Source organism: Actinomycetota bacterium (genome assembly GCA_030774015.1).
Classification (GTDB): Bacteria; Actinomycetota; UBA4738; order UBA4738; family JACQTL01; genus JALYLZ01.
The window spans coordinates 1-21,577 of sequence record JALYLZ010000143.1; the positions used below are offsets into that span (position 1 = coordinate 1).

20 protein-coding genes and 1 pseudogene are annotated in these 21,577 nt (G+C 71.7%); 11 read left to right on the forward strand and 10 right to left on the reverse strand.

The window, feature by feature from the left end; all coding sequences use genetic code 11:
- Positions 1–124: 124 nt before the first annotated feature.
- On the reverse strand, positions 125–1,660 hold the full coding sequence (locus tag M3Q23_14370) for a trehalose-6-phosphate synthase (protein MDP9343245.1): 1,536 nt from the start codon (positions 1,658–1,660) through the stop codon (positions 125–127).
- 418 nt (positions 1,661–2,078) lie between these two features.
- Between M3Q23_14370 and M3Q23_14375 the strand changes: the two genes are divergently transcribed.
- A complete protein-coding gene (locus M3Q23_14375; GenBank protein ID MDP9343246.1) occupies positions 2,079–3,425 on the forward strand; it encodes an AI-2E family transporter in 1,347 nt (448 codons plus the stop codon).
- Between the two features lie 40 nt (positions 3,426–3,465).
- Here the strand turns inward: M3Q23_14375 and M3Q23_14380 are convergent, their stop codons facing one another.
- Entirely contained in the window at positions 3,466–4,320 is an 855-nt protein-coding gene (locus M3Q23_14380) for a Cof-type HAD-IIB family hydrolase (GenBank protein MDP9343247.1), read from the reverse strand.
- A gap of 213 nt (positions 4,321–4,533) precedes the next feature.
- Here M3Q23_14380 and M3Q23_14385 point away from each other — a divergent pair, with 213 nt between their 5' ends.
- Positions 4,534–5,007, forward strand: coding sequence for an Rrf2 family transcriptional regulator (locus tag M3Q23_14385; protein MDP9343248.1), 474 nt, complete (start codon positions 4,534–4,536; stop codon positions 5,005–5,007).
- Positions 5,008–5,244: 237 nt separating this feature from the next.
- Here M3Q23_14385 and M3Q23_14390 read toward each other — a convergent pair whose 3' ends face one another.
- The 3 genes from M3Q23_14390 to M3Q23_14400 are packed head-to-tail and all read right to left on the reverse strand — an operon-like array spanning position 5,245 to position 6,876.
- Positions 5,245–5,886, reverse strand: coding sequence for a cyclase family protein (locus M3Q23_14390; protein ID MDP9343249.1), 642 nt, complete (start codon positions 5,884–5,886; stop codon positions 5,245–5,247).
- Between the two features lie 25 nt (positions 5,887–5,911).
- On the reverse strand, positions 5,912–6,160 hold the full coding sequence (locus M3Q23_14395) for a zf-HC2 domain-containing protein (GenBank protein ID MDP9343250.1): 249 nt from the start codon (positions 6,158–6,160) through the stop codon (positions 5,912–5,914).
- Positions 6,157–6,876, reverse strand: a complete 720-nt coding sequence (locus M3Q23_14400) for a sigma-70 family RNA polymerase sigma factor (GenBank protein MDP9343251.1) — start codon at positions 6,874–6,876, stop codon at positions 6,157–6,159. Before M3Q23_14400 ends, M3Q23_14395 begins: the two co-directional genes overlap by 4 nt.
- A gap of 56 nt (positions 6,877–6,932) precedes the next feature.
- Here M3Q23_14400 and M3Q23_14405 point away from each other — a divergent pair, with 56 nt between their 5' ends.
- Genes M3Q23_14405 through M3Q23_14415 form a run of 3 tightly spaced genes read left to right on the forward strand, consistent with a single transcriptional unit; the run spans position 6,933 to position 8,789 of the window.
- Positions 6,933–8,123 (forward strand): FAD-dependent oxidoreductase, encoded by a 1,191-nt coding sequence (locus M3Q23_14405; protein MDP9343252.1) that lies wholly within the window; start codon positions 6,933–6,935, stop codon positions 8,121–8,123.
- Complete coding sequence (locus tag M3Q23_14410) at positions 8,120–8,563, forward strand: PaaI family thioesterase (GenBank protein MDP9343253.1); 444 nt, start codon at positions 8,120–8,122, stop codon at positions 8,561–8,563. Before M3Q23_14405 ends, M3Q23_14410 begins: the two co-directional genes overlap by 4 nt.
- Positions 8,564–8,573: 10 nt before the next feature.
- Positions 8,574–8,789 (forward strand): hypothetical protein, encoded by a 216-nt coding sequence (locus M3Q23_14415; protein ID MDP9343254.1) that lies wholly within the window; start codon positions 8,574–8,576, stop codon positions 8,787–8,789.
- A gap of 34 nt (positions 8,790–8,823) precedes the next feature.
- Here the strand turns inward: M3Q23_14415 and M3Q23_14420 are convergent, their stop codons facing one another.
- A complete protein-coding gene (locus M3Q23_14420; GenBank protein MDP9343255.1) occupies positions 8,824–9,453 on the reverse strand; it encodes a nucleoside monophosphate kinase in 630 nt (209 codons plus the stop codon).
- 46 nt (positions 9,454–9,499) lie between these two features.
- Positions 9,500–11,578, reverse strand: a complete 2,079-nt coding sequence (locus M3Q23_14425; protein ID MDP9343256.1) for an ATP-dependent helicase — start codon at positions 11,576–11,578, stop codon at positions 9,500–9,502.
- Between the two features lie 253 nt (positions 11,579–11,831).
- Here M3Q23_14425 and M3Q23_14430 point away from each other — a divergent pair, with 253 nt between their 5' ends.
- Together M3Q23_14430 and M3Q23_14435 are read left to right on the forward strand one after the other, a co-directional pair.
- Positions 11,832–13,436 (forward strand): LpqB family beta-propeller domain-containing protein, encoded by a 1,605-nt coding sequence (locus tag M3Q23_14430; protein MDP9343257.1) that lies wholly within the window; start codon positions 11,832–11,834, stop codon positions 13,434–13,436.
- Positions 13,437–13,515: 79 nt separating this feature from the next.
- Positions 13,516–14,442: pseudogene (locus M3Q23_14435) on the forward strand (lysylphosphatidylglycerol synthase domain-containing protein).
- Positions 14,443–14,472: 30 nt separating this feature from the next.
- Here the strand turns inward: M3Q23_14435 and M3Q23_14440 are convergent.
- On the reverse strand, positions 14,473–15,888 hold the full coding sequence (locus tag M3Q23_14440; GenBank protein ID MDP9343258.1) for an NTP transferase domain-containing protein: 1,416 nt from the start codon (positions 15,886–15,888) through the stop codon (positions 14,473–14,475).
- Between the two features lie 125 nt (positions 15,889–16,013).
- Entirely contained in the window at positions 16,014–16,547 is a 534-nt protein-coding gene (gene mug / locus M3Q23_14445) for a G/U mismatch-specific DNA glycosylase (protein ID MDP9343259.1), read from the reverse strand.
- 123 nt (positions 16,548–16,670) lie between these two features.
- Between mug and M3Q23_14450 the strand changes: the two genes are divergently transcribed.
- Positions 16,671–17,504, forward strand: a complete 834-nt coding sequence (locus M3Q23_14450; protein MDP9343260.1) for a hypothetical protein — start codon at positions 16,671–16,673, stop codon at positions 17,502–17,504.
- A 6-nt stretch (positions 17,505–17,510) separates the two neighbouring features.
- Here M3Q23_14450 and M3Q23_14455 read toward each other — a convergent pair whose 3' ends face one another.
- Positions 17,511–18,284 (reverse strand): class I SAM-dependent methyltransferase, encoded by a 774-nt coding sequence (locus M3Q23_14455; GenBank protein MDP9343261.1) that lies wholly within the window; start codon positions 18,282–18,284, stop codon positions 17,511–17,513.
- A 46-nt stretch (positions 18,285–18,330) separates the two neighbouring features.
- Between M3Q23_14455 and M3Q23_14460 the strand changes: the two genes are divergently transcribed.
- The 3 genes from M3Q23_14460 (at position 18,331) to M3Q23_14470 (ending at position 21,541) form a co-directional block, all read left to right on the forward strand.
- Positions 18,331–19,677, forward strand: coding sequence for an MFS transporter (locus M3Q23_14460; protein MDP9343262.1), 1,347 nt, complete (start codon positions 18,331–18,333; stop codon positions 19,675–19,677).
- A gap of 78 nt (positions 19,678–19,755) precedes the next feature.
- Positions 19,756–21,081 carry an adenylate/guanylate cyclase domain-containing protein gene (locus tag M3Q23_14465; GenBank protein ID MDP9343263.1) on the forward strand — a complete coding sequence of 442 codons (1,326 nt, stop codon included), beginning with the start codon at positions 19,756–19,758 and terminating at the stop codon, positions 21,079–21,081.
- 76 nt (positions 21,082–21,157) lie between these two features.
- Complete coding sequence (locus tag M3Q23_14470) at positions 21,158–21,541, forward strand: VOC family protein (GenBank protein MDP9343264.1); 384 nt, start codon at positions 21,158–21,160, stop codon at positions 21,539–21,541.
- The last annotated feature ends 36 nt before the right edge of the window (positions 21,542–21,577 follow it).

The window sequence follows — 21,577 nt, forward strand, 5'->3', positions numbered from 1 at the left end:
GCTGACGCTCGTCCAGGTGAGGGGCCAGTACCTTTACCATCTCGCCCACGGCCAGCTCGGGTGCCGCCACGCGGACAGGCTACACCGGAATCACCTAACACTCAGCTTATTCCGTTCCGATCCCTTACCTGCGGGCCGCGGCTCGATCGAGGTCGTCCAGCTGCCGGCTGACCCACCGGGCCGGGGTGTTGCGGCGCACCACTGCCCGCAGCGCCCGGGCTCGGCGGGAACGTTCCTCCTCGGGCATCGACAGAGCGGTGTGCAGGGCTCGGGCCGTCTCGCCGACGTCGAAGGGGTTGACGCCGATGGTGTGCCGTCCCAGGAGCGAGAACGCCCCCGCGTTCCGGGACAGGATCACCGCACCCGCATTCCGGTTCACCACCGGACCCTCCATGGCCACCAGGTTCATGCCGTCGAACACCGGGTTGACCATCAGCACGTCGTACAGGCCGTAGGCTGCGACGGCGCGGGGAAAGTCGTCCTGCACGGCGACCTCGATCGGCGGCGGGCCTTCCCAGGCGAGCTCCCCGTTGATCCGCTCCGCCGTCCGCAGGCACTCCTGCGTGTAGTCGCGGTACTCGGGGAGGTCGATCCGGGATGGATTCAGCAGGGCGAGGAACCGCACCCGGCCGAGCCACGAGGGGTGCTCGCGCAGGAACGCCTCGAACGCCAGGAACCCGCGGACGATGTTCTTGGTCAGCTCCGTCCGGTCGACCCGGAGGACCAGCTTCGCGTCGCCGCGCCACCGCAGCAGCTCGCGCCGGGCCGCCCGGACCTCCGGCGCCGACGCGGACGCCCGCAGGGACTCGGCATCGATCCCGATGGGGTGGATCCGCACGTACGTTCGTCGTCCCTCCAGCTCCACCCGCGACCGGCGCAGGTCCACCGACGCCCCGGGGAGCTCCCGGCAGGCCAGCAGGAAGTTCTGGGCCCACGTCTGCGAGTGGAAGCCCAGGATGTCCGCCGCCAGGAGGCCTCGCAGGATCGCCTCTGTCATGGCGCGGGGCAGGATGGAGAAGTAGCTGGGTCCGGCGAAGGGCGTGTGCGAGAAGTGGGCGATGAGCGCATCCGGGAGACGCTCGCGGAGCAGCCCCGGGACCAGGCTGAGGTGGTAGTCCTGGACCAGGTAGGCGGGCGGCCGGCCCAGGCCAGTCCCTTCCGCGGCAAGGGCGTCGGCGAAGGCCCGGTTCACCTCGACGTAGTCCTCCCACGCCCGCTGGGTGTCGCGATCGAAGCGCGGTGTGTAGGCGACGTCGAACAGGAAGTGATGCACGAACCACAGCACGCGGTTCGAGATCACGTCGTAGAAGTTCGCAAAGGTCGCCGGGTCGATCGTGAGGTAGCGGACGCTGTACTTGGCGTCCTCGGTCAGGACCTCGATGTGGCCGTCCGTCGACGCCTCGGCGGCGATGCGATCGCCCTCGGTCATGGCGGACGCCACCCACAGGCCGCCGGTGGCGTCGAGGGACCCGGTGAGCGCCGTCACCAGCCCCCCCACGCCGCGGCGCTGGATCGGCTCTCCGGTCGGGTCGAGGTCGTGGGACACCGGGCCGCGGTTGGAGGCGATCACCAGCGGGCGACCGTCGGCCAGCCCCCGGCCGGCATGCGGTTCGCCTCCGGGCGCCGTTCGATCTGCGGACACGGGGTCCGTCGGCGGCATCGCTTCGAGTCTACCCACCTCTCCCGTGCGGGCGGATCGGGGTGAGGGCGTGCCGGCCGGTATGGGGTGCGAGGGCCCAGGGCGCAGATCGGGTCAGGGTGCAGGGGGTTGTCTCGTGGGTATACAGGGAGCCCGGGAACGGCCCGGGTCGCCGCCCCATCCGAGGACCGGGGAACCATCCCGGGCGTGTCGGAGGCCGGCGTATGATCGCGCGGAGCGCGCCGCCTGGGGCGGTGCGCTTCCCGCCTGGCGGTCCGAACAGCGGGCCCGAGCCGAGGGACGGAGCGTGGAACGCCCCCGAGAGCCCGAAGGATCACCACCGGCCCGCGAGTCGCTCCGCCGTGTCGACCCCTCTGAGGGCTCGAACGCGGGTTCTCCGGAGGGGCCCCCGCAGCGTGCGAGCGGCCCCGAGCGGCCAGTGGGCCCCGAGCGGCCCGAACGGCCCCAGCGGCCCGAGGGGCGCGAGGGGCGCGAGCCCATCCTGTCCAGCACCCTGATCGCTCGTGCGGCTCGCGTCGCCATCGTGTCCTGGGCCCTGGTGGGCCTGGCCATCCTGGTCTACCTCATCGGGCGGTTCGTGCTGTACCCCATCCGGATCATCTTCCCGCCGCTCGTGCTGGCGGTGGTGCTCGTGTACCTGCTGAACCCCCTGGTCGGCCTGCTGGAGCGCCGCGGCCTGAAGCGGCTGTGGGCGACCCTGGTCACGTACCTGGTCTTCCTGACGGTGATGGGGTTCGTGCTGGCATACCTCATCCCCGTGGTCTCGCACCAGGTCACCGCGTTCGCCAAGAGCATCCCCGGGCTGCTGCAACGGGCCGAGAACTCGCTGGCCGACTTCGCCCGGCGGCTCGGCCTGCACGTGAAGGCGTCCGACCTGGTCTCCACGTTCCAGCGCCAGGGGGGCGTGGGGAAGTTCATCGGCCGGATCAGCTCGCTCACCGGGCAGGTGCTGCACGTGGCCCTCATCCTGGTGCTGGGCCCCGTGCTGGCGTTCTACCTGCTGGTGGACCTACCGAACCTCCGGCGGTCGGCGCAGGCGGCCATCCCGGCCCGCCGTCGGGGCGAGGTCCACGAGGTCGCCACGAAGCTCACGGTGGCCGTGGGCGGCTACTTCCGGGGCCAGCTCCTGGTGGCCCTGTTCGTCGGCATCGCGTCGATGTTCGGGCTGTGGGTGATCGGGCTGCCGTACTGGGCCCCGGTGGGACTCATCGCGGGCCTGTTCAACCTGATCCCGCTGATCGGTCCGTTCATCGGAGCCATCCCCGCGCTGTTCATCGCGTTCACCACCCCCGAGCCGGCCTCCGGGCTGCTGCATCCGCGTCCCGGGTGGCCGCTCGCCGTGGCGGCGTCCGTCGTGCTGCTGGTGGTCCAGCAGATCGACAACCACGTGATCAGCCCGCGGGTGGTGACGCGCACCGTGCGGCTGCACCCGCTCACCGTGATGCTGTCGCTGCTGGCGGCGGGAGCCGTCCTCGGCCTGTGGGGGATGCTGCTGGTCATCCCGGTGGTCGCCGCGGCGAAGATCCTGATCATCCACTACTGGGACACCCGGATGGTGTGGCCGCCGCGGGGGGCCTCGCCGCCGCCGGCCGGGCAGGAACCGGCCGCCGACGAGGCGGGAGCGGCGGCCCCTCCGGCGCCTCCCGACGCTCGCCCGGAGCCATCGGAAGGGCAGCCGGACGAGGGGGGGGAAGCTCCTGGCGGGTGGCGCGCCAGGCGCTCCAGGAAGAGCCGCCGGGAATCCGCCGCGCGCCGGACGACGTAGGTTCGGCGGCTCGACCCGGGTCGGACGACCGCCGGGTCGCCTACTCGAGGCCGAGCCCGAGCACCGCCGCCACCGCCTCCGCGAACCCGTCGCCCACCGGCGACCGCGTGGCGTAGACGTTGTCCATGCCGTCGGCCGCGGCCCCGATTGTGTCCACGCCGTTGGCCACCAGAAAGAACGCGCCGGTCTCGCTCGCCATCGAGAGGTCCGATAGCGAGTCGCCCACGGCGGCCGCCTCGGAGGCGGCCAGCCCTCGCCGCTCCCGGTGCAGACGGACCGCGCTCGCCTTGTTCACGCCCCTGGGGACGAGGTGGTACGCGCGGACCTCCGGGACGTCCAGCGACGGGTAGGTCCTGCGGATGACGCCGTTGTCCAGCACCTCCAGCCAGCGGTACCTCGCGTCCTCCAGCGCCCCGGTCGCCTCGGCGGGGTCGAGCAACCCGCGGAGCAGCATCGTGGCCTCCCGGTCCTGGAACGCCCACGGCGTGTGCGGCTCCACCCGGCCCGCGTACCGGTCCAGCAGGAACGCGCCTGCTCCGGACCGGGCCATGGCGTCGAACGGCCTCCCCGGGCCCCGGAACGCGCCGAAGCTCGGGAGGGCCTCCTCCGCAGACGGGTCGGTCCGCAGCACCACGAACGCGCCGAGCTCGGCCACGTAGGCGCCGGCGCCCATCACCCGGGCCGCCTCGCGCATCTGGTCGCGGGTCCGCCCGGACACGAGGACGAGCTCCACGCCTGCCCGGTGCAGCTCGCCGACGGCCCGGGCGGCCCGGTCGGAGGTCCCGCTCGGCGTGGCGAACATGGAGCCACCGGGGCCGACCAGCGTTCCGTCGAGGTCGACGTACAGGGCTCGGATCGCCCCCCCCGGCGGCCGGTCGTTCGGGAGCCGCTTCACGCCCCGCCTTCCAGGCGCGGCGGCGGCATAAGGGCTGGCGTGTTGGGAAAGGGCACTCCGCGCTGGCCGAACGGGTCCGAGGGGCCGATGGAGGGGGTCGGGGCGGTCAACCGGCCGATGATACCCCTCCGGCCTGACCCGCCGTTCGCCTGTTCGGGCCTCCGAGATTGTGCGAAACTACGGGCACGCAGCGCCGACGGACCGGGTGACCCCATGTTCAAGGTCTCGCAGAAGACCGAGTACGCGCTTCGAGCCATGATCGAGCTCGCGCTTCGCCGTGGCTCGGGGCTCGTTTCCGCGCGCGAGATCGCCGAGGCCCAGGCCATCCCGGTCCGTTTCCTGGAGCAGCAACTGGGCGCCCTGCACAAGGCGGGGCTGGTGGAGAGCTTCCGGGGCGCCGGAGGTGGCTGCCGACTGTCCCGCGAGCCCGAGGACATCCGGGTGGCGGACATCGTCGACGCGATCGAGGGCCCGCTGTACCCGATGTTCTGCCTCGACCCGTCGGACCACACGTGCATCCAGGATGCCCGGTGCGGCCTCCAGGAGCTGTGGGGCGACGTCCGAGTGGCCGTCCGCGGGGTGTTCGAGCAGACCACGCTGGCCCAGATGGAGGAGCGACACCGCCGTCGGGTCGTCACCCAGGCGCCCGTGTGGGCGCCCAGCGAGCTGACCCGCCCCCGCACCTAGGGATCGCTCTTCGCTCCCCACTCCGGGGCCGCATCGCGTACACCCGCACGTCGTGGAACCGTTCCCCGACCCGCTCGAACTCTCGAAGGGTCCCCTCCATCCGGTAGCCGAGGCGTTCCGCGACGGCGCAGCGCTCCCGGTTCGCGTCCACCAGGCCGAAGACGGCCCTCGGCGGGGCGTTCCTCCAGCAGGCGGACCTCGACCTCGTCGTCGACCCGAAGCGCGAACATGGCCCGGTCAGCGGGGACGCAGCACGGCTCGGGCCGGGGCACCGTCGCCGCCCGCGATCAGCAACGGCAGGCACGTGAGCCGGTACTCCCCCGGGTCCACGGCCGCGAGGTCGAGCCCCTCCAGGATGATCACGCCCGCTTCGAGCAGCGTGTGGTGGACCGGGTAGGTTCCTTCGGGGCTGGACTCGATGGACAGGAAGTCGATCCCCACCAGGCGGATCCCCCGCTCCACCACCCAGCGGGCGGCGTCCGCCGACAGGCAGCCGAAGTGCTCCGGGAACTCCACCGGCCGCCGGGACCACAGGCGGGAGTTCGGCGTCTTGATCAGCAGGCGGGCGGCGCCGTCGGGGATGGCCAGCGCCTCGAGGTCCCGGCGCGGGATCGGGCCGTCGGCCTCGGGAAGCTCCACCACCAGCGCGTCTCCGACCAGGACGTCGAGCGAGAGCTGGTCGGCGGTGGCGCCGCCTTCCACGAAGTGCACCGGCGGATCGACGTGGGTCCCGGTGTGCGACCCCAGCCGCAGCTGGGAGACGTTGGCCGGGTCGCCGTCGGCGATGCGGGAGGCGGGCAGGATCTCGATTCCCGGGTCGCCGGGCCACGTCAGCAGGTCAGGGCCGATGGGGAGCGAGACGTCGATGAGCTCGGTCACGCCGCCACTCCTGCGTCAGGCTCTCTCACCGGCTCGCCTTCCAGCCGCGGAACGCCTGGAGCAGCGCGTCGCGCGCGTCCGTCGGGATGGCCTCCTCGGACAGCGAGCCCACCAGGCGGATGGTCTGCCGCATCTCCTCCAGGTAGGCGGTGCACCCGTCGCACACCGCGACGTGGCCCTCGAACCGCGCCCGATCCGGCGGCGGGAGGCTGCCCTCCAGGTACTCGGTCACGAGCTCGGTCAGCTCCATGCATGTCAGCTCCGGCGTGCTCATGTCTCGACCCCTGGGGTTGCGGCCAGCCCACCCGGCCCGTCCTCGCCACGGCCCAGATAGCGCTCCAGGGCGCGACGGACCCGGCCGCGGGCGCGGTGCAGGATCACCCGCTGATTGGTCTCCGACAGCTCCAGCACGTTACAGACCTCGGCGGAGCTGAGCCCCTCGACGTCACGCATCGCGATGACCTGTCGCTGGACCGGGGGCAGCGAGTCGATGGCCACCCGGACGCGGGCCAGGGTCTCCGCAGACAGCAGCTGGTCCTCCGGGACGCGGTCCCAGGAGCGAGGCGGGAGGGTCCAGCCTCCCGGGTACCGGGCTTCCGGGCCGGCGAACCGCCTGGGATCGACCGTGGGCTCGTCGCGCTCGTCTCCCGGTTCCAGGAACGACGACACCGGGATGCTCCGGCCCTCCCGGACCGCTCGCTTCTTGGCCGTGTTCGAGAGGATCCGGAAGATCCACGTCTTCAGGGAGGAGCGGCCCTCGAAGCGGTCCAGGCCGTTCAGGACGCCCAGCCACGTCTCCTGCACGACCTCCTCCGCCACGGCGCGGGTGCTGACCCAGGTCATGGCGACCCGGAGCATGGAGCCGCCGTGGCGGTCCACGAGCGCGGCGAACGCGGCCTCGTCGCCGCCGCGGAGGGCGGCCAGGAGGCGCTGCTCGTCCGGCGGCTGGACGGTGGTGGCCTCGCCGGGCCCGGAGGCGCTTTCGGTCATCGGTCTATCCTCGTGCCTCGACGTGCGGACATGATGATGGCAGGGAAGGAGTCGAGGTGGCCGAGATACAGGTCTACGGGGCGAGCTGGTGCCCCGATTGCCTGCGGGCGAAGAAGTTCCTGACCGAGCAGCGGGTGCCGTTCGACTGGTTCGACATCGAACGGAACCCGCGCCTGGTTCGCATCGTGGAAGAGAAAAACGACGGCAAGCACGTCATCCCGACCGTCGTGTTCGCCGACGGCTCGCACCTGTCCGAGCCCACCAACGAGGAGCTCGCAGACAGGCTCGGGCTGGTCCGGACCGCGGCGCAGCACCTGTACGACCTGGTCATCGTGGGCGGTGGGCCGGCGGGGCTGACCACGGCCATCTATGCGGCCCGGGAGAACATCGAGACCATGGTCGTCGAACGTTCCGGGCTGGGCGGCCAGGCCGGGATCACCAACCAGGTGGAGAACTACCCGGGGTTCCCCGACGGGGTGGGGGGAGGCGAGCTGGCCGACCGGTTCGTCGACCAGGCACGACGATACGGCGTGGAGCTGCTCCAGGCGGTGGGGGTGGCCAAGGTGGAGCGGGATCCCGACGGCGTGGTGGTGGTGCAGACGAGGGCGGGCGAGCACTACCACGCTCGCGCGGTGCTCGTGGCCACGGGTTCCTCGTACCGGCGGCTCATGGTGCCCGGCGAGGAGGAGCTGATCGGGGGCGGCATCCACTTCTGCGCCACCTGCGACGGCCCGTTCTACCGGGGCGCGTCGGAGCTGGTGGTGGTGGGCGGGGGGAACAGCGGCCTGGAGGAAGGGCTGTTCCTGACGGAGTTCGCCGAGATGGTCACGGTCGTGGAGTTCAACCCGGCCCTCAAGGCCAGCGGGCTGCTCCAGGACAAGGTGCTGGAGGACCCCAAGATGCGGGTCCTCACGAACCACCGGGTCACAGAGTTCCGGGCGTCGCCGGAAGGGAAGCTGGACGCCGTCATGGTGGAGGACCGCGCCTCCGGTGTCGCTCAGGAGCTTCGGCCTGCCGCCGTGTTCGTGTTCATCGGGCTCGACCCGAACACGGCGTTCCTGAAGGGGACCGTCGACCTCGATCCGGAGGGCTTCGTGGTCACCGACCGGACGCTGTCCACGAGCGTGCCCGGGGTGTTCGCGGCCGGCGACGTCCGAGCCGGCTCGACCAAGCAGCTGGCCTCGGCGGTGGGGGAGGGCGCGGCCGCAGCCCTGTCGATCCGCGCCTACCTCGAATCTGTGCGATGACGGAGAAGGTGTCCCCGGGCGCTGTGCCGGCTTCGGCGGTCGCAGGGACGCTCCCGGATCTGCTCGGCATCGAGTTCGAGGAGATCGTGCGGGGATCGGTCACCGCCCGCCTGGAGCTTCGTCCGGACCACATGGCGCCGAACGGGTTCCTCCACGCGGGAACGGTGGTGGCGCTGGCCGACTCGGCCTGCGGGTTCGGCTCAGCGGCGTCGCTGCCGGACGGCGCCGTCGGGTTCACCACCATCGAGCTGAAGGCGAACTTCACCGGCACGGCTCGGGAGGGGCAGATCCGGTGCGTGGCCACGATGGCCCACGAGGGACGGACCACCCAGGTGTGGGACGCCGTGGTCACCGGGGCCTCGGGCAAGACGCTCGCCATGTTCCGGTGCACGCAGCTCGTGCTGTATCCGCGGGAAAGAGGGCGCGCTCGCCTGGCCTAGAATCGCGTTCATGGTTCGTCGGTTCCTGGCGACACGACGGGGTCTCCTGCTCGTCCTCGCCCTGGAGGCGATGGTGCTGTTGGTGATCCTCCCGAGGGTCCTGAAGCATCTCCCAGTTGCCATATACCTGGTCGCGTTGTGGGGACTCGCCACCGCCCTCTACTTCAGCAACTACCGAATGTGGCGCCGGCTTCAGCGTTCGCCTCAGCCTCGCCGCTCGAACTGACGCCCCTCCCTCTTCGCCGGGCCGGAGTGGGTTCCTAGGTCGACGGGGCCACGGACTCCACGTCGAAGTCCGGCCGCGACGTGGAGCGCCCTGCCTGGGCGGGCGTCCGGGCCTGGACCGCTCGCAGCACGCGCTGGAACACCTCGTCCTCCGAGCCCTCGCCGTCGACCGTGATGAGCTGGCGGCCGTAGTGCGCCCGCAGCATCGGCGCTTCCCGTTGGTACTCCTCGAGCCGGTGCAGGAACACCTCCGGCCGGTCGTCGGCCCGCTTCTCGAACTGGGAGCGCAGCACCATCCGCGCGGCGAGCGTTCCGGGGTCCACGGTGATCTCGACCACCGCCTCCACCGGCCACCCCCGGGCCTCCAGCACCTCGTCGAGCCACCGCGCTTGCGTGGCCGTCCGCGGGAAGCCGTCGAGGACGAACCCGCCGTGCAGGGCCGGGACCACCAGCGTCTCCACCAAGTCGTCCGGCACGAGCCTCCCGTGCGACAGGAGCTCCGCCAGGCCGTACGGGTCGCCCTCGGCGACGGAGCGCCGGAGGAGCTGGCCGGCGGAGACGTGTGGGACCTGGAGGGCCGCGGCGAGCAGGATGCCCTGGGTCCCCTTCCCGGACGCCGGAGGACCCAGCATGACGATGCGGCGGAGGGCGTGGGGGGGTTCCACGGAGGCAGTCTCACGGAGGCGGCGCCGCAGGGCAACCGAGGGCCGGTCAGTCGCCGAACAGACCGGCCAGGTACGAGTCCACCAGCGCAGGCGTTCCCGCCCGTGCGGTCCGTTTCCCGCTGCCCGTTTCCCGCTGCCCGGCGTCCGCCGGAACCGTCCGTTCCTCGAACAGCTGCCGGACCTCGCCGTCCAGGAACCGGCTGAGCTGCGCGTAGCTGTGCGCGTCGTCCAGGCCCCGGGGCCGGCGGTAGTAGCGGAGCGGGAAGTACACGTACAGCGAGTCGCGGGCTCGGGTCAGCGCGACGTACAGCAGCCGGCGTTCCTCTTCGATGGTCTCGGCGTCGCCGGTGGCCATGTCCGAGGGGATCATGCCGTCGGCGGCGTGGATCACGTGCACCACGTCCCACTCGCCGCCCTTCGCGGAGTGGATGGTCGACAGGATCACGTAGTCCTCGTCGAGGAGCGGGGGCCCGGCCAGGTCGCCGGTCGATGCGGGCGGGTCGAGGGTCAGTTCGGCCAGGAACCGGCCCCGGTCCGAGTACCCCGACGCCAGGTGGGCCAACTGTTCGAGATCGCGGATGCGGGCGGTGGCGCTCTCGTAACGGCGCTCCACGACGGGATCCAGGAACCGGCGGAGCCGGTCGATCTGCGGCGACGGCGCGAGGCCCTCGTCGCCGCTGCCACCGGGACGGCAATCGGCCAGCGCGCCGCGAAGCTCCTGGAAGTCGCGGGCGGCATCCGGCGGGATGGTGAGGTCCTGCGGCTTGGTGACGAAGCGCGTCAGGGGATCGGGGGTGGGGGTTCCGGTGGAACGGAGTCCGAGCTCTTCCAGCAGCACTCGGGCTCGCCCTGGCCCCACACCCTCCAGGAGCTGGAGCACCCGGAACCAGCTCACCTCGTCCCGCGGGTTCTCCAGGATCCGCAGCAACGACAGGGCGTCCTTCACGTGCGCGGCCTCCATGAACTTCAGGCCCCCGTACTTCACGAAGGGGATGTTCCGGCGGGCCAGCTCGACCTCCAGGAGGTCGCTGTGGTGGCCCGTCCTGAACAGCACCACCTGGTGTCTGAGCGGAGTGCCCCGCTCGCGGTGCTCGAGCAGCAGGCGGCAGACCTCGTCGCTCTGCTCGGCCTCGTCGAGACAGGTCATCAGGACCGGGCGGGCGCCACCCGCGCGCTCCGTCCACAAGGTCTTCTCGTGGCGGCTGGCCGACCGGGCGATCAGGGCGTTCGAGGCCGCCAGGATCGGTCCCGTCGAGCGGTAGTTCTGCTCCAGCCGGACCACCCGTGCCCCGGCGAAGCGGTCCGGGAACTCCAGGATGTTGCGCACGGTGGCGGCCCGGAACGAGTAGATGGCCTGCGCGTCGTCTCCCACCACCACGACGTTGCGCGTCCCCGCGTAGAGCCCTTCCAGGACATCGGCCTGGAGCGCGTTGGTGTCCTGGTACTCGTCCACCAGCACGTGGTCGAAGCGGCGCAGGACCGGCGGGGCTGAGGCGGGGTCGGCCACGAGAGCCTTCCAGTACAGCAGGAGGTCGTCGTAGTCCAGGACGTGCTGGTCCCGCTTGCGCTGCGCGTAGCGCACGAAGATGGCGCGGATGCCCTCCGCCTCCTCGGCGCACCAGGGGAAGTCACGCTTCAGGACGTCGAGGAGCTTGGAGCCGGCGTTGACGGTCCGGGAGTGGATCGCCGCCAGGGTCTCCTTCCGGGGGAACCGCCGCTCCAGGGTGTCCAGGCCGAGCTCGCCCCGGATCAGGTTCATCAGGTCGGCGGTGTCCGACTGGTCCATCACCGTGAAGTCGGGGGGCAGGCCGAGCGAGCGGCCGTGCAGCCGGAGCAGCCGGTTGGCCACGGCATGGAACGTTCCGCCCCACACCCGCCCGCCGACCTCGCGGCCGGTCAGCCGGCCGGCCCGGCCCAGCATCTCCCGCGCGGCCCGGCGGGTGAACGTGAGGAGCAGGATCCGTTCGGGGCGGACTCCCCGCCGGATCAGGTGGGCCACCCGGCACGCCAGGGTCCACGTCTTCCCGGTCCCGGCGCCGGCCACGACCAGCAGCGGCCCGTCGCCGTGCGTCACCGCGTCGTGCTGGGCCGGGTTGAGCGTCTGGAGCCAGTCCGTTTGTGTCATCGCCCCCTGCCAAACTTCGAACACACGTTCGAGAGTGTACGGAGGTGATGGCACGGAGGAAAGCACCCCGTCCGGAAATGGTGGCTCCATGAACGCTTGACCTTCCTTCCCGGCTCGGCGTATGAACGACGCATTCCGCCCGATTCGTCACCGTCGAGTCGTTTGTGAGTGAGGAGGAAGGTCCATGCCCGGCAAGCCACCCACAGCTCCAGCCCATTCGCCGCCGCCAGGACGCTCGGGGTGGTCGCACGGCTTGGCCAGCGGGTTCGGCCGCGCTACCGCCAGTGTGGTCGCCGCCGTGGTCGCCGCGGCGCTGACCCTGGCGCTCGCCCTGCCGGCCGGGACGGCGTGGGCAGCCTTCCCCGGGGTGAACGCCCAGATCGCGTTCACTACCGACCGGGACGGGAACCAGGAGATCTACGGGATGAGCTTCGACGGCACCGGGCAGACCAACCTGACCAGCAACGCCGCCGCCGACTACCAGGCCGCGTTCTCGCCCGACGGCTCGACGATCGCGTTCGTCTCGGAGCGGGACGGCAATCCCGAGATCTACACCATGAAGGCCGACGGCACGGGCCTACTGCGGCTCACCGACGACCCGGCCGCGGACACGGACCCGGCGTGGTCGGCCAACGGGACGCGAATCTATTTCGCCTCCGATCGGGGCGGCAACCAGGACGTCTACTCGATGGCCGCGGACGGGTCGGGCGTGCTGCGCCTGACCGACGACCCGGGCAAGGACTACGGGCCGGTGGGGTCGCCCGACGGGAAGTCGATCGCGTTCGTCTCGGAGCGGGACGCCAACCCCGAGATCTACACGATGGCGCCGGACGGCACGGGACAGAAGCGGCTCACCAACAACCAGGCCACCGACACCCACCCGGACTGGGCACCCGATGGGCAGAGCCTGGTGTTCGCGACGGACCGGGACGCGAACTTCGAGGTCTACTCGATGAAGGTGGACGGTTCTACTCCGACCAACCTGACCAACAGCAGCACGTCGGCCGACACCAACCCGGTTTATGCCCCCGGCGGGAACTGGATCCTGTTCGACAGCGACCGCACCAAGAACGTGGACGTGTGGGCGCTGCCCGTGCAGAAGGTGCGGTCTGGACCATCCGCTCCTGCCCGGGAGGGCGGGGGGCCGCAGCCCATCGATCTCACTAAGGGCCCCAAGAGCCTCGACAGCGACGCGACCCAGGGCGCCTGGACTCCCGTGGCCGTCCTGGACCAGGACCTGAAGGAGGCCATCGCCGGCCTGGGCTCGGCCCCGCACAAGAAGACCATCGCCCGGGTGCATGGCATCCAGGCGGACCTCTCGGCCGTCATCGGCGGCTTCCCGGACGTCGGGGGCGTGGGGTTCGGCAAGCTCTTCGGCCAGCTCAACGGGCTCAGCAGTTCCCTCAACGCGGTGGTGAAGTCCAAGGACCCGCTGGGCAAGGCCAAGACCAAGACCAAGGCGCGCCTCCAGCACGCCCTGGCGGCGGCGAAGGCGCTGGCAGCGGAGGACGGCCTGGGCTCGGACGCCACCGCGAAGTTCCAGAACATCGCGGGGACCCTGGACAAGACCATCGCGAACCTCGACAAGGGGACGCTGAAGATTCGGAGCTTCCTTGGAACCGTGCACGACCTCCGGAACTCGTTCCAGGACGCGCTCGCCCTTCTCCCCAAGGTTCAGGGGGCAGCCTTCAACGCGGTGTTCGGGAGCCTTGGGGGACTGAACAAGGCTGTCCACCAGGCACTCGCCGTGCACACGAAGGACAAGAAGTTCGTGGACAAGCTGAAGGCCGATCTCGGCACGGCGCTGTCGATCGAGCAGCGCTTCCAAGGCCAGCTGAACAGCGCGAACAGGCCGTAGCGCAGGCGGACGAGCCTGGCCGCGGGCGGCGGCCGGGGGCCTGGACGGTCTCCGGTGGCGTCGCTACGCTGGGCTGGCCATGGGAAGGGGGCCCGGTCGAGGGGCGAAGCCGGTGCTTCGCGTGCTGCGCTTCCTCCTCTTCCCCGCGATCGTCGTCGCCGTCTTCGTCGGCGTCCTGCCGCGCATCGCCGACCTCGACAAGGTGTGGTCGGCGATCGGCTCCATGACGTCCGCCCAGTACGCGATCCTGGCCGTCCTGGCGGTATGGAACGTCCTCACGTATTGGCCGATGCTGGTCGCGGCCATGCCCGGACTGACGCTGGCGCAGGCCGCGGTGGTCTGCCAGTCCTCCACCACCGTGGCCATGACGGTGCCCGGCGGCGGCGCCCTGGCCGTGGGCGTGTCCTACGCCATGTACTCGTCGTGGGGGTTCCGGAAATCGCAGATCGCCATGTCGGCGTTCGCCACCTTCATCGCGAACATGTCGTTCAAGCTGGCCCTCCCCGTGGTGTCCCTGGCGCTGCTGGCGGCCAACGGCGACCCCGAGGCCGGCCTGGTGGGGACGGCGATCCTGGGCGTCGCGGCGATGATCGGCCTGATCGGCGTGCTGGCGGCGATGCTTCGCCGGGAGTCCGTGGCCCGAGGGACCGGCGAGGCCCTGGGCCGCCTGGCCTCACGGCTGCGCCGGCCGGCGAGCAGCACCGCCGCCAAGAATTGGGGCGAGGTCGCCGTCCGCTTCCGGGCCCAGATGCTCGGCCTGCTCCGCGACCGCTGGCTCCCCCTGCTGGCCGCGGAGATCGTCAGCCAGCTCTCGGTGTTCCTGGTGTTCCTGGCCAGCGCGCGGTTCCTGGGGATCTCGAATGACGAGGTGTCGTGGGCGCAGATCCTGGCCGTGTTCGCCTTCGTCCGGCTCGCCACGGCGATGCCGATCATCCCTGGGAACGTGGGGATCGCGGAGCTCGGCTACATCGGTGGCCTGGCGCTGGCCGGGGCCCCGCAGACCCAGGCGGTCGCGGCGGTGCTGGTGTTCCGGTTCCTAACCTACTTCGTACAGATTCCCGTGGGGGGACTCACCTATCTGGTGTGGCGCCGGAACCGAAGGTGGCGCGAGCGGCGGCCGCCGGCGGTACGTGAAGATCCGCCACAGGAAGCTGCCGAAGTACGACACGGCGAAGGCGGCGAGGGCCAGCCAGGGCTGGTCGGCCACGGCGGCCCCGGCTACCAGGAACAGCCGTACGTCCCGGCTCCCCAGTAGGACCCCGAAGGACCTGCGTTCGACGAGGGCGGTCAGGGCCAGCGCCCGGTGGGCGCCGGGCAGGACCTTCTTCCCCGCCAGGTGGATGCCCGCCCACCCCACCGAGGACATGGCGATGATCAGGACCCGGAACTTCCGGGAGGGGTCGTTCCACACCCACAACCACAGCCCCGCCACGATGGCCGCGTCGACCATCCGGTCCAGGACGTCGTCCAGGAAGGCGCCCCATCGCGACGTGCGGTCGTGGAGGCGGGCCGTCTCCCCGTCCACCCCGTCCAGCACCGACGCGGCCTGGACGAACAGCCCTCCCACCAGGGCCCGGCTGGCGGAGAGCGACCATGCCGCCCACAGCCCCACCAGGAACGTCAGGATCGACAGGAGGTGCGGGGCCAGGCGGAGCGGCGCCAGCGTCATCGAGATCCGCGTCGAGACGGGACGGTTGAGGTGGCGCGACACCGGCCCGTCGGATTCCTTGGCCAGCGAACGCCGGACCAGCGTGCGGGCCACCCGCAGATTCGCCGGCGTGTCCACGTCCTGCCACCACACCCCGCCCGGGAGCGACACCGCCCGGATGGGCGCGCGGCGGCCCAGCGCCGTGACCGCGCCGGCCAGGGAATGGTCGCCGCCCTGCGCCGCCTCCCGCTGGGCGTCGAAGACCTCCGGCGGGAGCACGAACACCCCGCAGTCGATGGCGGGTTCGTCGAGGTCCTTGCGAAACGCCACCGCGGACCCGTCCTCGATCCGAACGCGCATCCCCTCGGCCCACGCCTCGGGCGCCGGGGAGCGGTCCACCAGCACGGCCGGCCCACCGGTCGCGACCAGCTCCTTGAGGGCGCCGTCGGCGAACGCGTGGTCGCCGCACAGCACCACGAACTGGCGCTCTCCGGCCATCGCGGGGAGGGCCGCGGCGAGCGAGGCACCGTTTCCCTGTTCCCAGGAATCGGCTCGGACCACCTCGACGTTGCTGCCGGCCAGGCGCGCGGCCACCGAGACCTCGTCGGCCTGGTAGCCCACCACCACGACGACCCGCTCCAGCCCGGCCGCGAACAGGGTCCGCACGGCCCGTTCCACGAGGGGCACGCCGCCAAGCTGGGTGAGGGCCTTCGAGCGGCCCCCGGTGGCGCGGGACAGCCGCTCGGAACGCCCGGCGGCAAGGACCACGCCCGATCGCGGCGCGGCCGGCGCCCTCGTGGCCATGTCAGAACGAACGCTCGGATCCTGGCCGATCATCCCCCCGACGGATCCCCCTTCCCTCCGATCGTGGCAAAAGGATGCCCGCTCCGGGCCCCCGTAGCAAGCGCGGGGCGGATGGGTTATCCGGCTCAGCTTCGGGGCTGGGCCCGAGCGGTCTGGCGAAGCTCGCGGAACGCCTCGATCAGGTCGGGGAGCTGGTAGTGGGCGTTGAGCCCGCTGGGGTTGGGCAGCAGCCAGGCCCGGGATCCTCCGAACGACTCCTCCTGGGGACCGATGGTCGCGGCCGGCCGATCCAGCGCGGTCCGGTAGGCGCCCAGTCCGAGGAACGCCACGAAGGCCGGTCCGAGCCTGCTGGTCTTCCCGGCCAGCCGGCGGGCGCCGGCCCGGAGCTCGCCGGCGGACAACTCGCCGGCCGACGCCGTGGCGCGGGCCACGAAGTTCGTGATGCCGCATCCCAACGCCGGCAGCTCGCCCTCCTCGAACGGCGAGAGCACGCGATCGGTGAACCCGGCGCCGGCGAGCACCTTCCAGAACCGGTTGCCGGGGCGGGCGAAGTGATGGCGAACGGCGGCCGAGTACAGCCCGGGGTTGATCCCGACGAACAGCACGTCGAGCCCGGAAGCAGCGACGTCCGGGACCGTGCGTCCGGAGGCCGCAGCCACCTGCTCGCGGGTGGGACGCCATGCGGCGCCTCGGGCGTCCCGTCGTTTGGCGACGCGCGGCTCGGCACGGCGGCGAGCGTCCTCGGGGGCGGCGTGGTGACGCACGGCCTCTACAGTAGGAGCATGCCGGAGCTTCCGGAGGTGCAGGCCCTGGTCGAGCGGCTGGGAGCGATCTTCGCGGGCGCGGAGCTGGAACGGATCGTCGCGCTCCAGTTCTCGGCCCTGAAGACCTTCGACCCGCCCCCCGAGTCCCTGCTCGGCCGGGCCCTCCAGGGCACGGGGCGGCGCGGGAAGTTCGCGATATTCGAGTTCGGCGGCCCCCGCCTGCTGGTGCACTTCTCGCAGGGCGGGCGGGCCGACGTGGAGGAGCCGCCGAAGGCGACCAAGCCCCGAGGCGCGGTGGCCCGGTTCCTGTTCCGGGACCACCCCGCGCTCCTGGTCAAGGAGTTCGGCACGGAGCGGAAGGCGGGCTGGTGGGTGCTGGGGCCTGGAGACGACGGCCCGCTGGCGAAGCTGGGGCCCGAGCCGTTCTCCGACGAGTTCGCGTCGTTCGTTCGCCAGGGCGACGACGCCCGGCGGATCCACACCATCCTGCGCGACCAGCGGTCGGTCGCCGGCGTGGGCCGGGGCTACTCGGACGACATCCTGCACCGGGCCGCCCTGTCGCCGTACGCGACGCTGAGGCAGCTGTCGCCGGACGACCGGGAGGTGTTCCTGGACTCGGTTCGGGCGGTGCTGGAGGAAGCCCTGGAGCTGGAGCGGCGCCGGACCGGCGGCTTCCCCACCAAGCTCGGCGACCACTTCACGGTGCACGGCCACTACGGCGAGGCGTGCCCACGGTGCGGCGCCGACCTCCGCCGGGTGTCCTACGAGTCCCACGAGGTCACGTACTGCCCGGACTGCCAGACCGGCGGCAAGGTCCTGGCGGACCGCCGGCTGTCCAGGCTGGTCCGGTAGGTCCGGCTACGGCGCGACGCTCTTCCCGAGCTCGGCGATCACCAGCCGGTACCCGAGGTCGTGGTCGTCGGCCGTGCGCAGGTGCCCGTACCGCCGGTCCCACTCCCCGCTGGCCAGGTCCGCAGCCAGCCGGCGCAGCCCGTCGGCGGTCCGATCCGGGGAGAGCACGCCGAACGGCGACATGCCCGCCCGGACACGCGGTTCGAGGTACGCCTCGGGCCGGGCCCAGAAGGCGCCGGTGAACCCGTCCCGGCAGTCCCGGGGGATCGGGACCGGCTCGACGCGCGCGCCGCCGAGAGCCCGCAGGATGTCGGAAATCGGCACGAAGCGCGCTCGGTCCAGCTCGATCAGCGCCGGAAGATAGTCCTGGAGCAGCCAGAACCGTTCCCACACGTCCTGGTCCGAGATCAGCAGCACGACCCGGCGCCGGGCCACCCGGCGGGCCTCGGCCAGCCCCCGTCGCCAGTCAGCCCAGTGGTGGATGGTCAGGATTCCCATCACCGCGTCGAAGGCCCCGTCGCGGAACGGCAGCGCTTCCGCTACCCCCTGGACGGCGGGGGCGGAGCCGGGCGGACGCTGCACGAGCATGGTCCGAGACGGATCCAGCGCCACCACGCGGCGGTCGTCCGGCTCGTAGGAGCCGGTCCCCGCGCCGACGTTCAGCACCGAGGCGGCGTCGCCCAGCGCCCGAACCACCACCGCGGCGATCCGAGGGTCTGTCCGCCGCGTCACGCCGTAGGCGCCGCCGATCCGGTCGTACTCGCGTGGGCCGGAGCTCACCCCACCAGTATGGGCGGCGGGTTGGCGCTGCTAGCGTGATCCGGCCATGAGCGCCGACGACGGCGGGTCGCCGCCTTCACCGCCCGCCCCGCCTCCCGTCCCGGAGATCGCTCGCCCGGGCGCCCTGATGCGCCTGCGCTCGTACCTCGTGGACCTCACCCCGCTTCGAACCTCCCGCCAGTTCCGGCTGTTGTGGATGGGACAGTCCGTCTCCGACATCGGGACCCTGGGGATCACCTGGGTGGCCATCCCGTTCCAGGTATACGCCCTCACCCGCTCGCCATTCGCCGTGGGCCTGGTGGCCCTGTTCGAACTGGTGCCGGTCCTCGCGCTGGGGCTGGTGGGCGGCGCCATCGCCGACGCGGTCGACCGGCGCAAGCTCCTGCTGTGGGCGAACCTGGGGCAGGCTGCCGCGGCCGCCCTGCTGGCCCTGAACGCGCGGCCGTCCCTCGACCACCTGTGGGTCGTGTACGTCCTGGCCTCCGTGCAGGCCGCGCTGAGCGCTGTGGCACGGCCCGCGTTCGACTCGACCATTCCCCGCCTGGTGCCGAAGGAGCTCCTGCCGTCCGCCATCGCCACGTACGTGGTGGCCGGGACGTTCGGGTTCCTGGTGGGGCCGTTGCTGGGCGGGTCGATCATCGCCGCCTTCGGCCTGGCGGTCGCCTATCTCGTGGACGCGGGGACGTTCGTGTGGGCCCTCGCCTTCGTGGCGGCCATGGCTCCCGTTCCGCCGCACCACGAATCGGGGCCCCCGAGCCTCCGCTCCATCCGCGAAGGCCTCCGGTTCGCCGCCGGCCACCGCGTCCTGCTGGGGACGTTCCTGGCTGACTTGGTGGGACAGATCGGCGGCATGCCCCAGGCCCTGTTCCCCGCCGTGGCGCTCCGGCTGGGAGGAGGCCCCCGGACGCTCGGCCTGCTGTTCTCCGCGGGCGCCACCGGCAGCTTCCTGGTGAACCTGTTCGGCGGGCGCGGGAAGCACGTGCGGCGGCAGGGCGCCGTGATCCTGGTCGCGACGGCGGTGTGGGGGGCCGGGATCGTGGGCTTCGGGCTGGCCACCACGCTGTGGCTGGCGCTCGTGTGCCTGGCCGTGGCCAGCGGGGCGGACATGCTGAGCGGGATCTTCCGCATGGCCATCCCGGCGGCCGTGGTTCCCGACCGCCTGCGGGGACGAGTCTCCGGGATCGGGCTGATCGTGGTGGACGTGGGGCCCGCGCTCGGGAACCTCGAGGCGGGAGCTGTGGGCTCCCTGGTCGGCGTCCCTTTCTCGATCGTGTCGGGGGGCCTGGCCTGCATCGCCGGTGCGGCCATCCTGGCAGCGGCGCTCCCCGCCTTCACCCTCTACGATGCCTCGAAGCCGGCTCAGCCCGGCGAGGGAACCGCCCCCAGCCCCTGATCCGTCGGGCCTCAGGAGGAGATGGAACGCCAGATCGTGGAGTGGTGCTCCTTCGACTGAACTCAGTAGCCTGCGCGCGTGGATCGCACGGTGCACTACGCGCGCAACGGCGACGTGCACCTGGCCTACCAGGTGGTCGGGGACGGGCCCGTCGATCTGGTCTACGCGCCGGGCATCTGGTCGAACCTCGACGTGATGTGGGAGGAGCCGCGGTGGGCCAGGTTCCTGGAGCGCCTGGCCTCGTTCTCCCGGCTGATCCTGTTCGACATGCGAGGGATCGGGCTGTCGGACCGGGGACGGGAGCCGCCGGTCCTCGAGCTCCAGATGGACGACGTCCGCGCCGTGATGGACGCGGCCGGTTCCGAGCGCGCCGCGGTGTTCGGCGGCGCCCGGGGGGCGGCCATGACACTATTGTTCGCCGCCAGCTATCCGGACCGGACCCGGTGGCTGGTCCTGTACGCGCCGGTGGTGAGGACCCTCCGGAGCCCGGACTGGCCATACGGCCGGACGCCCGAGGAGATGACCGCCTTCTACGAGCGCTTCGTGGCCGAGATGGGAACCGGCGCGAACCTCGATCTCCAGGGCCCGCTCGGCTTGCAGGAGCCCGCCTTCGTGAAGTGGTGGGCCCGCTTCGAGCGTCTCGTCGCCAGCCCCGGTGATTTCCGGGAAATCGCCACGATCCTGGGGCAGATCGACGTCCGGCGCGTGGTCCCGTCCGTCCAGGCACCCACGCTGGTGTTGCACCGTACCGGCGACATCATCAGCGACGTCGGCCAGGGCCGGTGGATCGCGGAGCACATTCCTGATGCACGCCTCGTGGAGCTCGAGGGGAATGATCACCTCCCCTTCCTGGGCGACCAGGACGCCATCGTGGACGAGATCCAGGAGTTCCTGACGGGCGTCCGTCCCGCGCCGGACTCCGACCGTGTGCTGGCCACCGTGCTGTTCACCGACATCGTCGGATCGACGGAGCTCGCCTCGACGCTGGGCGACCGGGCCTGGCGCGACCGGCTGGAGCGCCACCACGCGGTGGTGCGGGGCGCCCTCGCCCAGTACCGGGGCCGCGAGGTCGACACGGCCGGCGACGGGTTCATGGCCGCATTCGACGGCCCGGCCCGAGCCATCCGGTGCGCCCGCGCCATCGTGGAAGGCGTGCGAGAGCTAGGCCTCGAGGTCCGGGCCGGCATCCACACGGGGGAGTGCGAGCAGATGGGGGACCGACTGGGCGGAATCGCGGTCCACACCGCCGCTCGGGTGGCCGCCGCCGCCCAGCCAGGCGAGGTGCTCGTGTCCGGCACGGTGCGAGATCTGGTAGCCGGCTCCGGGATCCGCTTCCTGGACCGTGGGGAGCACGAGCTGAAGGGCGTGCCGGGCCGGTGGGCCCTGTACCGGCCAGAAGGGTGAGCCCTTTCGCCATCGCCCGGTTTGACCCGGGGCCGGGTGCATGGCTTGAATGGGCGACGAGAGGAAAGGAGGCGCCATGCTGGATCAATACGACTGCACGGCGACCCTGCCGGCCAGCGACATCGAACGCGCCAAGGCCTGGTATCGGGACAAGCTCGGGTTCACGCCGGCGGAGGAGTTTCCCGACGGCAGCGCGAACTACAAGTCGGGCTCGAGCAAGTTCTTCCTGTACCCCACCCAGTACGCGGGGACGGCGCAGAACACCGCGCTCGGTTGGGACGTCGACGACCTGGAGAAGGTGGTCGAGGACCTGCGGGGCCGCGGGGTGGTGTTCGAGGAGTACGACTTCCCCGGGCTGAAGACCGTCAACGGGATCGCCGAGCTCGAGGGCGTCGAGCGAGCTGCCTGGTTCAAGGACAGCGAGGGGAACATCCTCTCGGTCGGCCAGCGCACCTCGTAGGTACACGGGCGTCGGGCCGCGCCGCCCCTCCAGGAT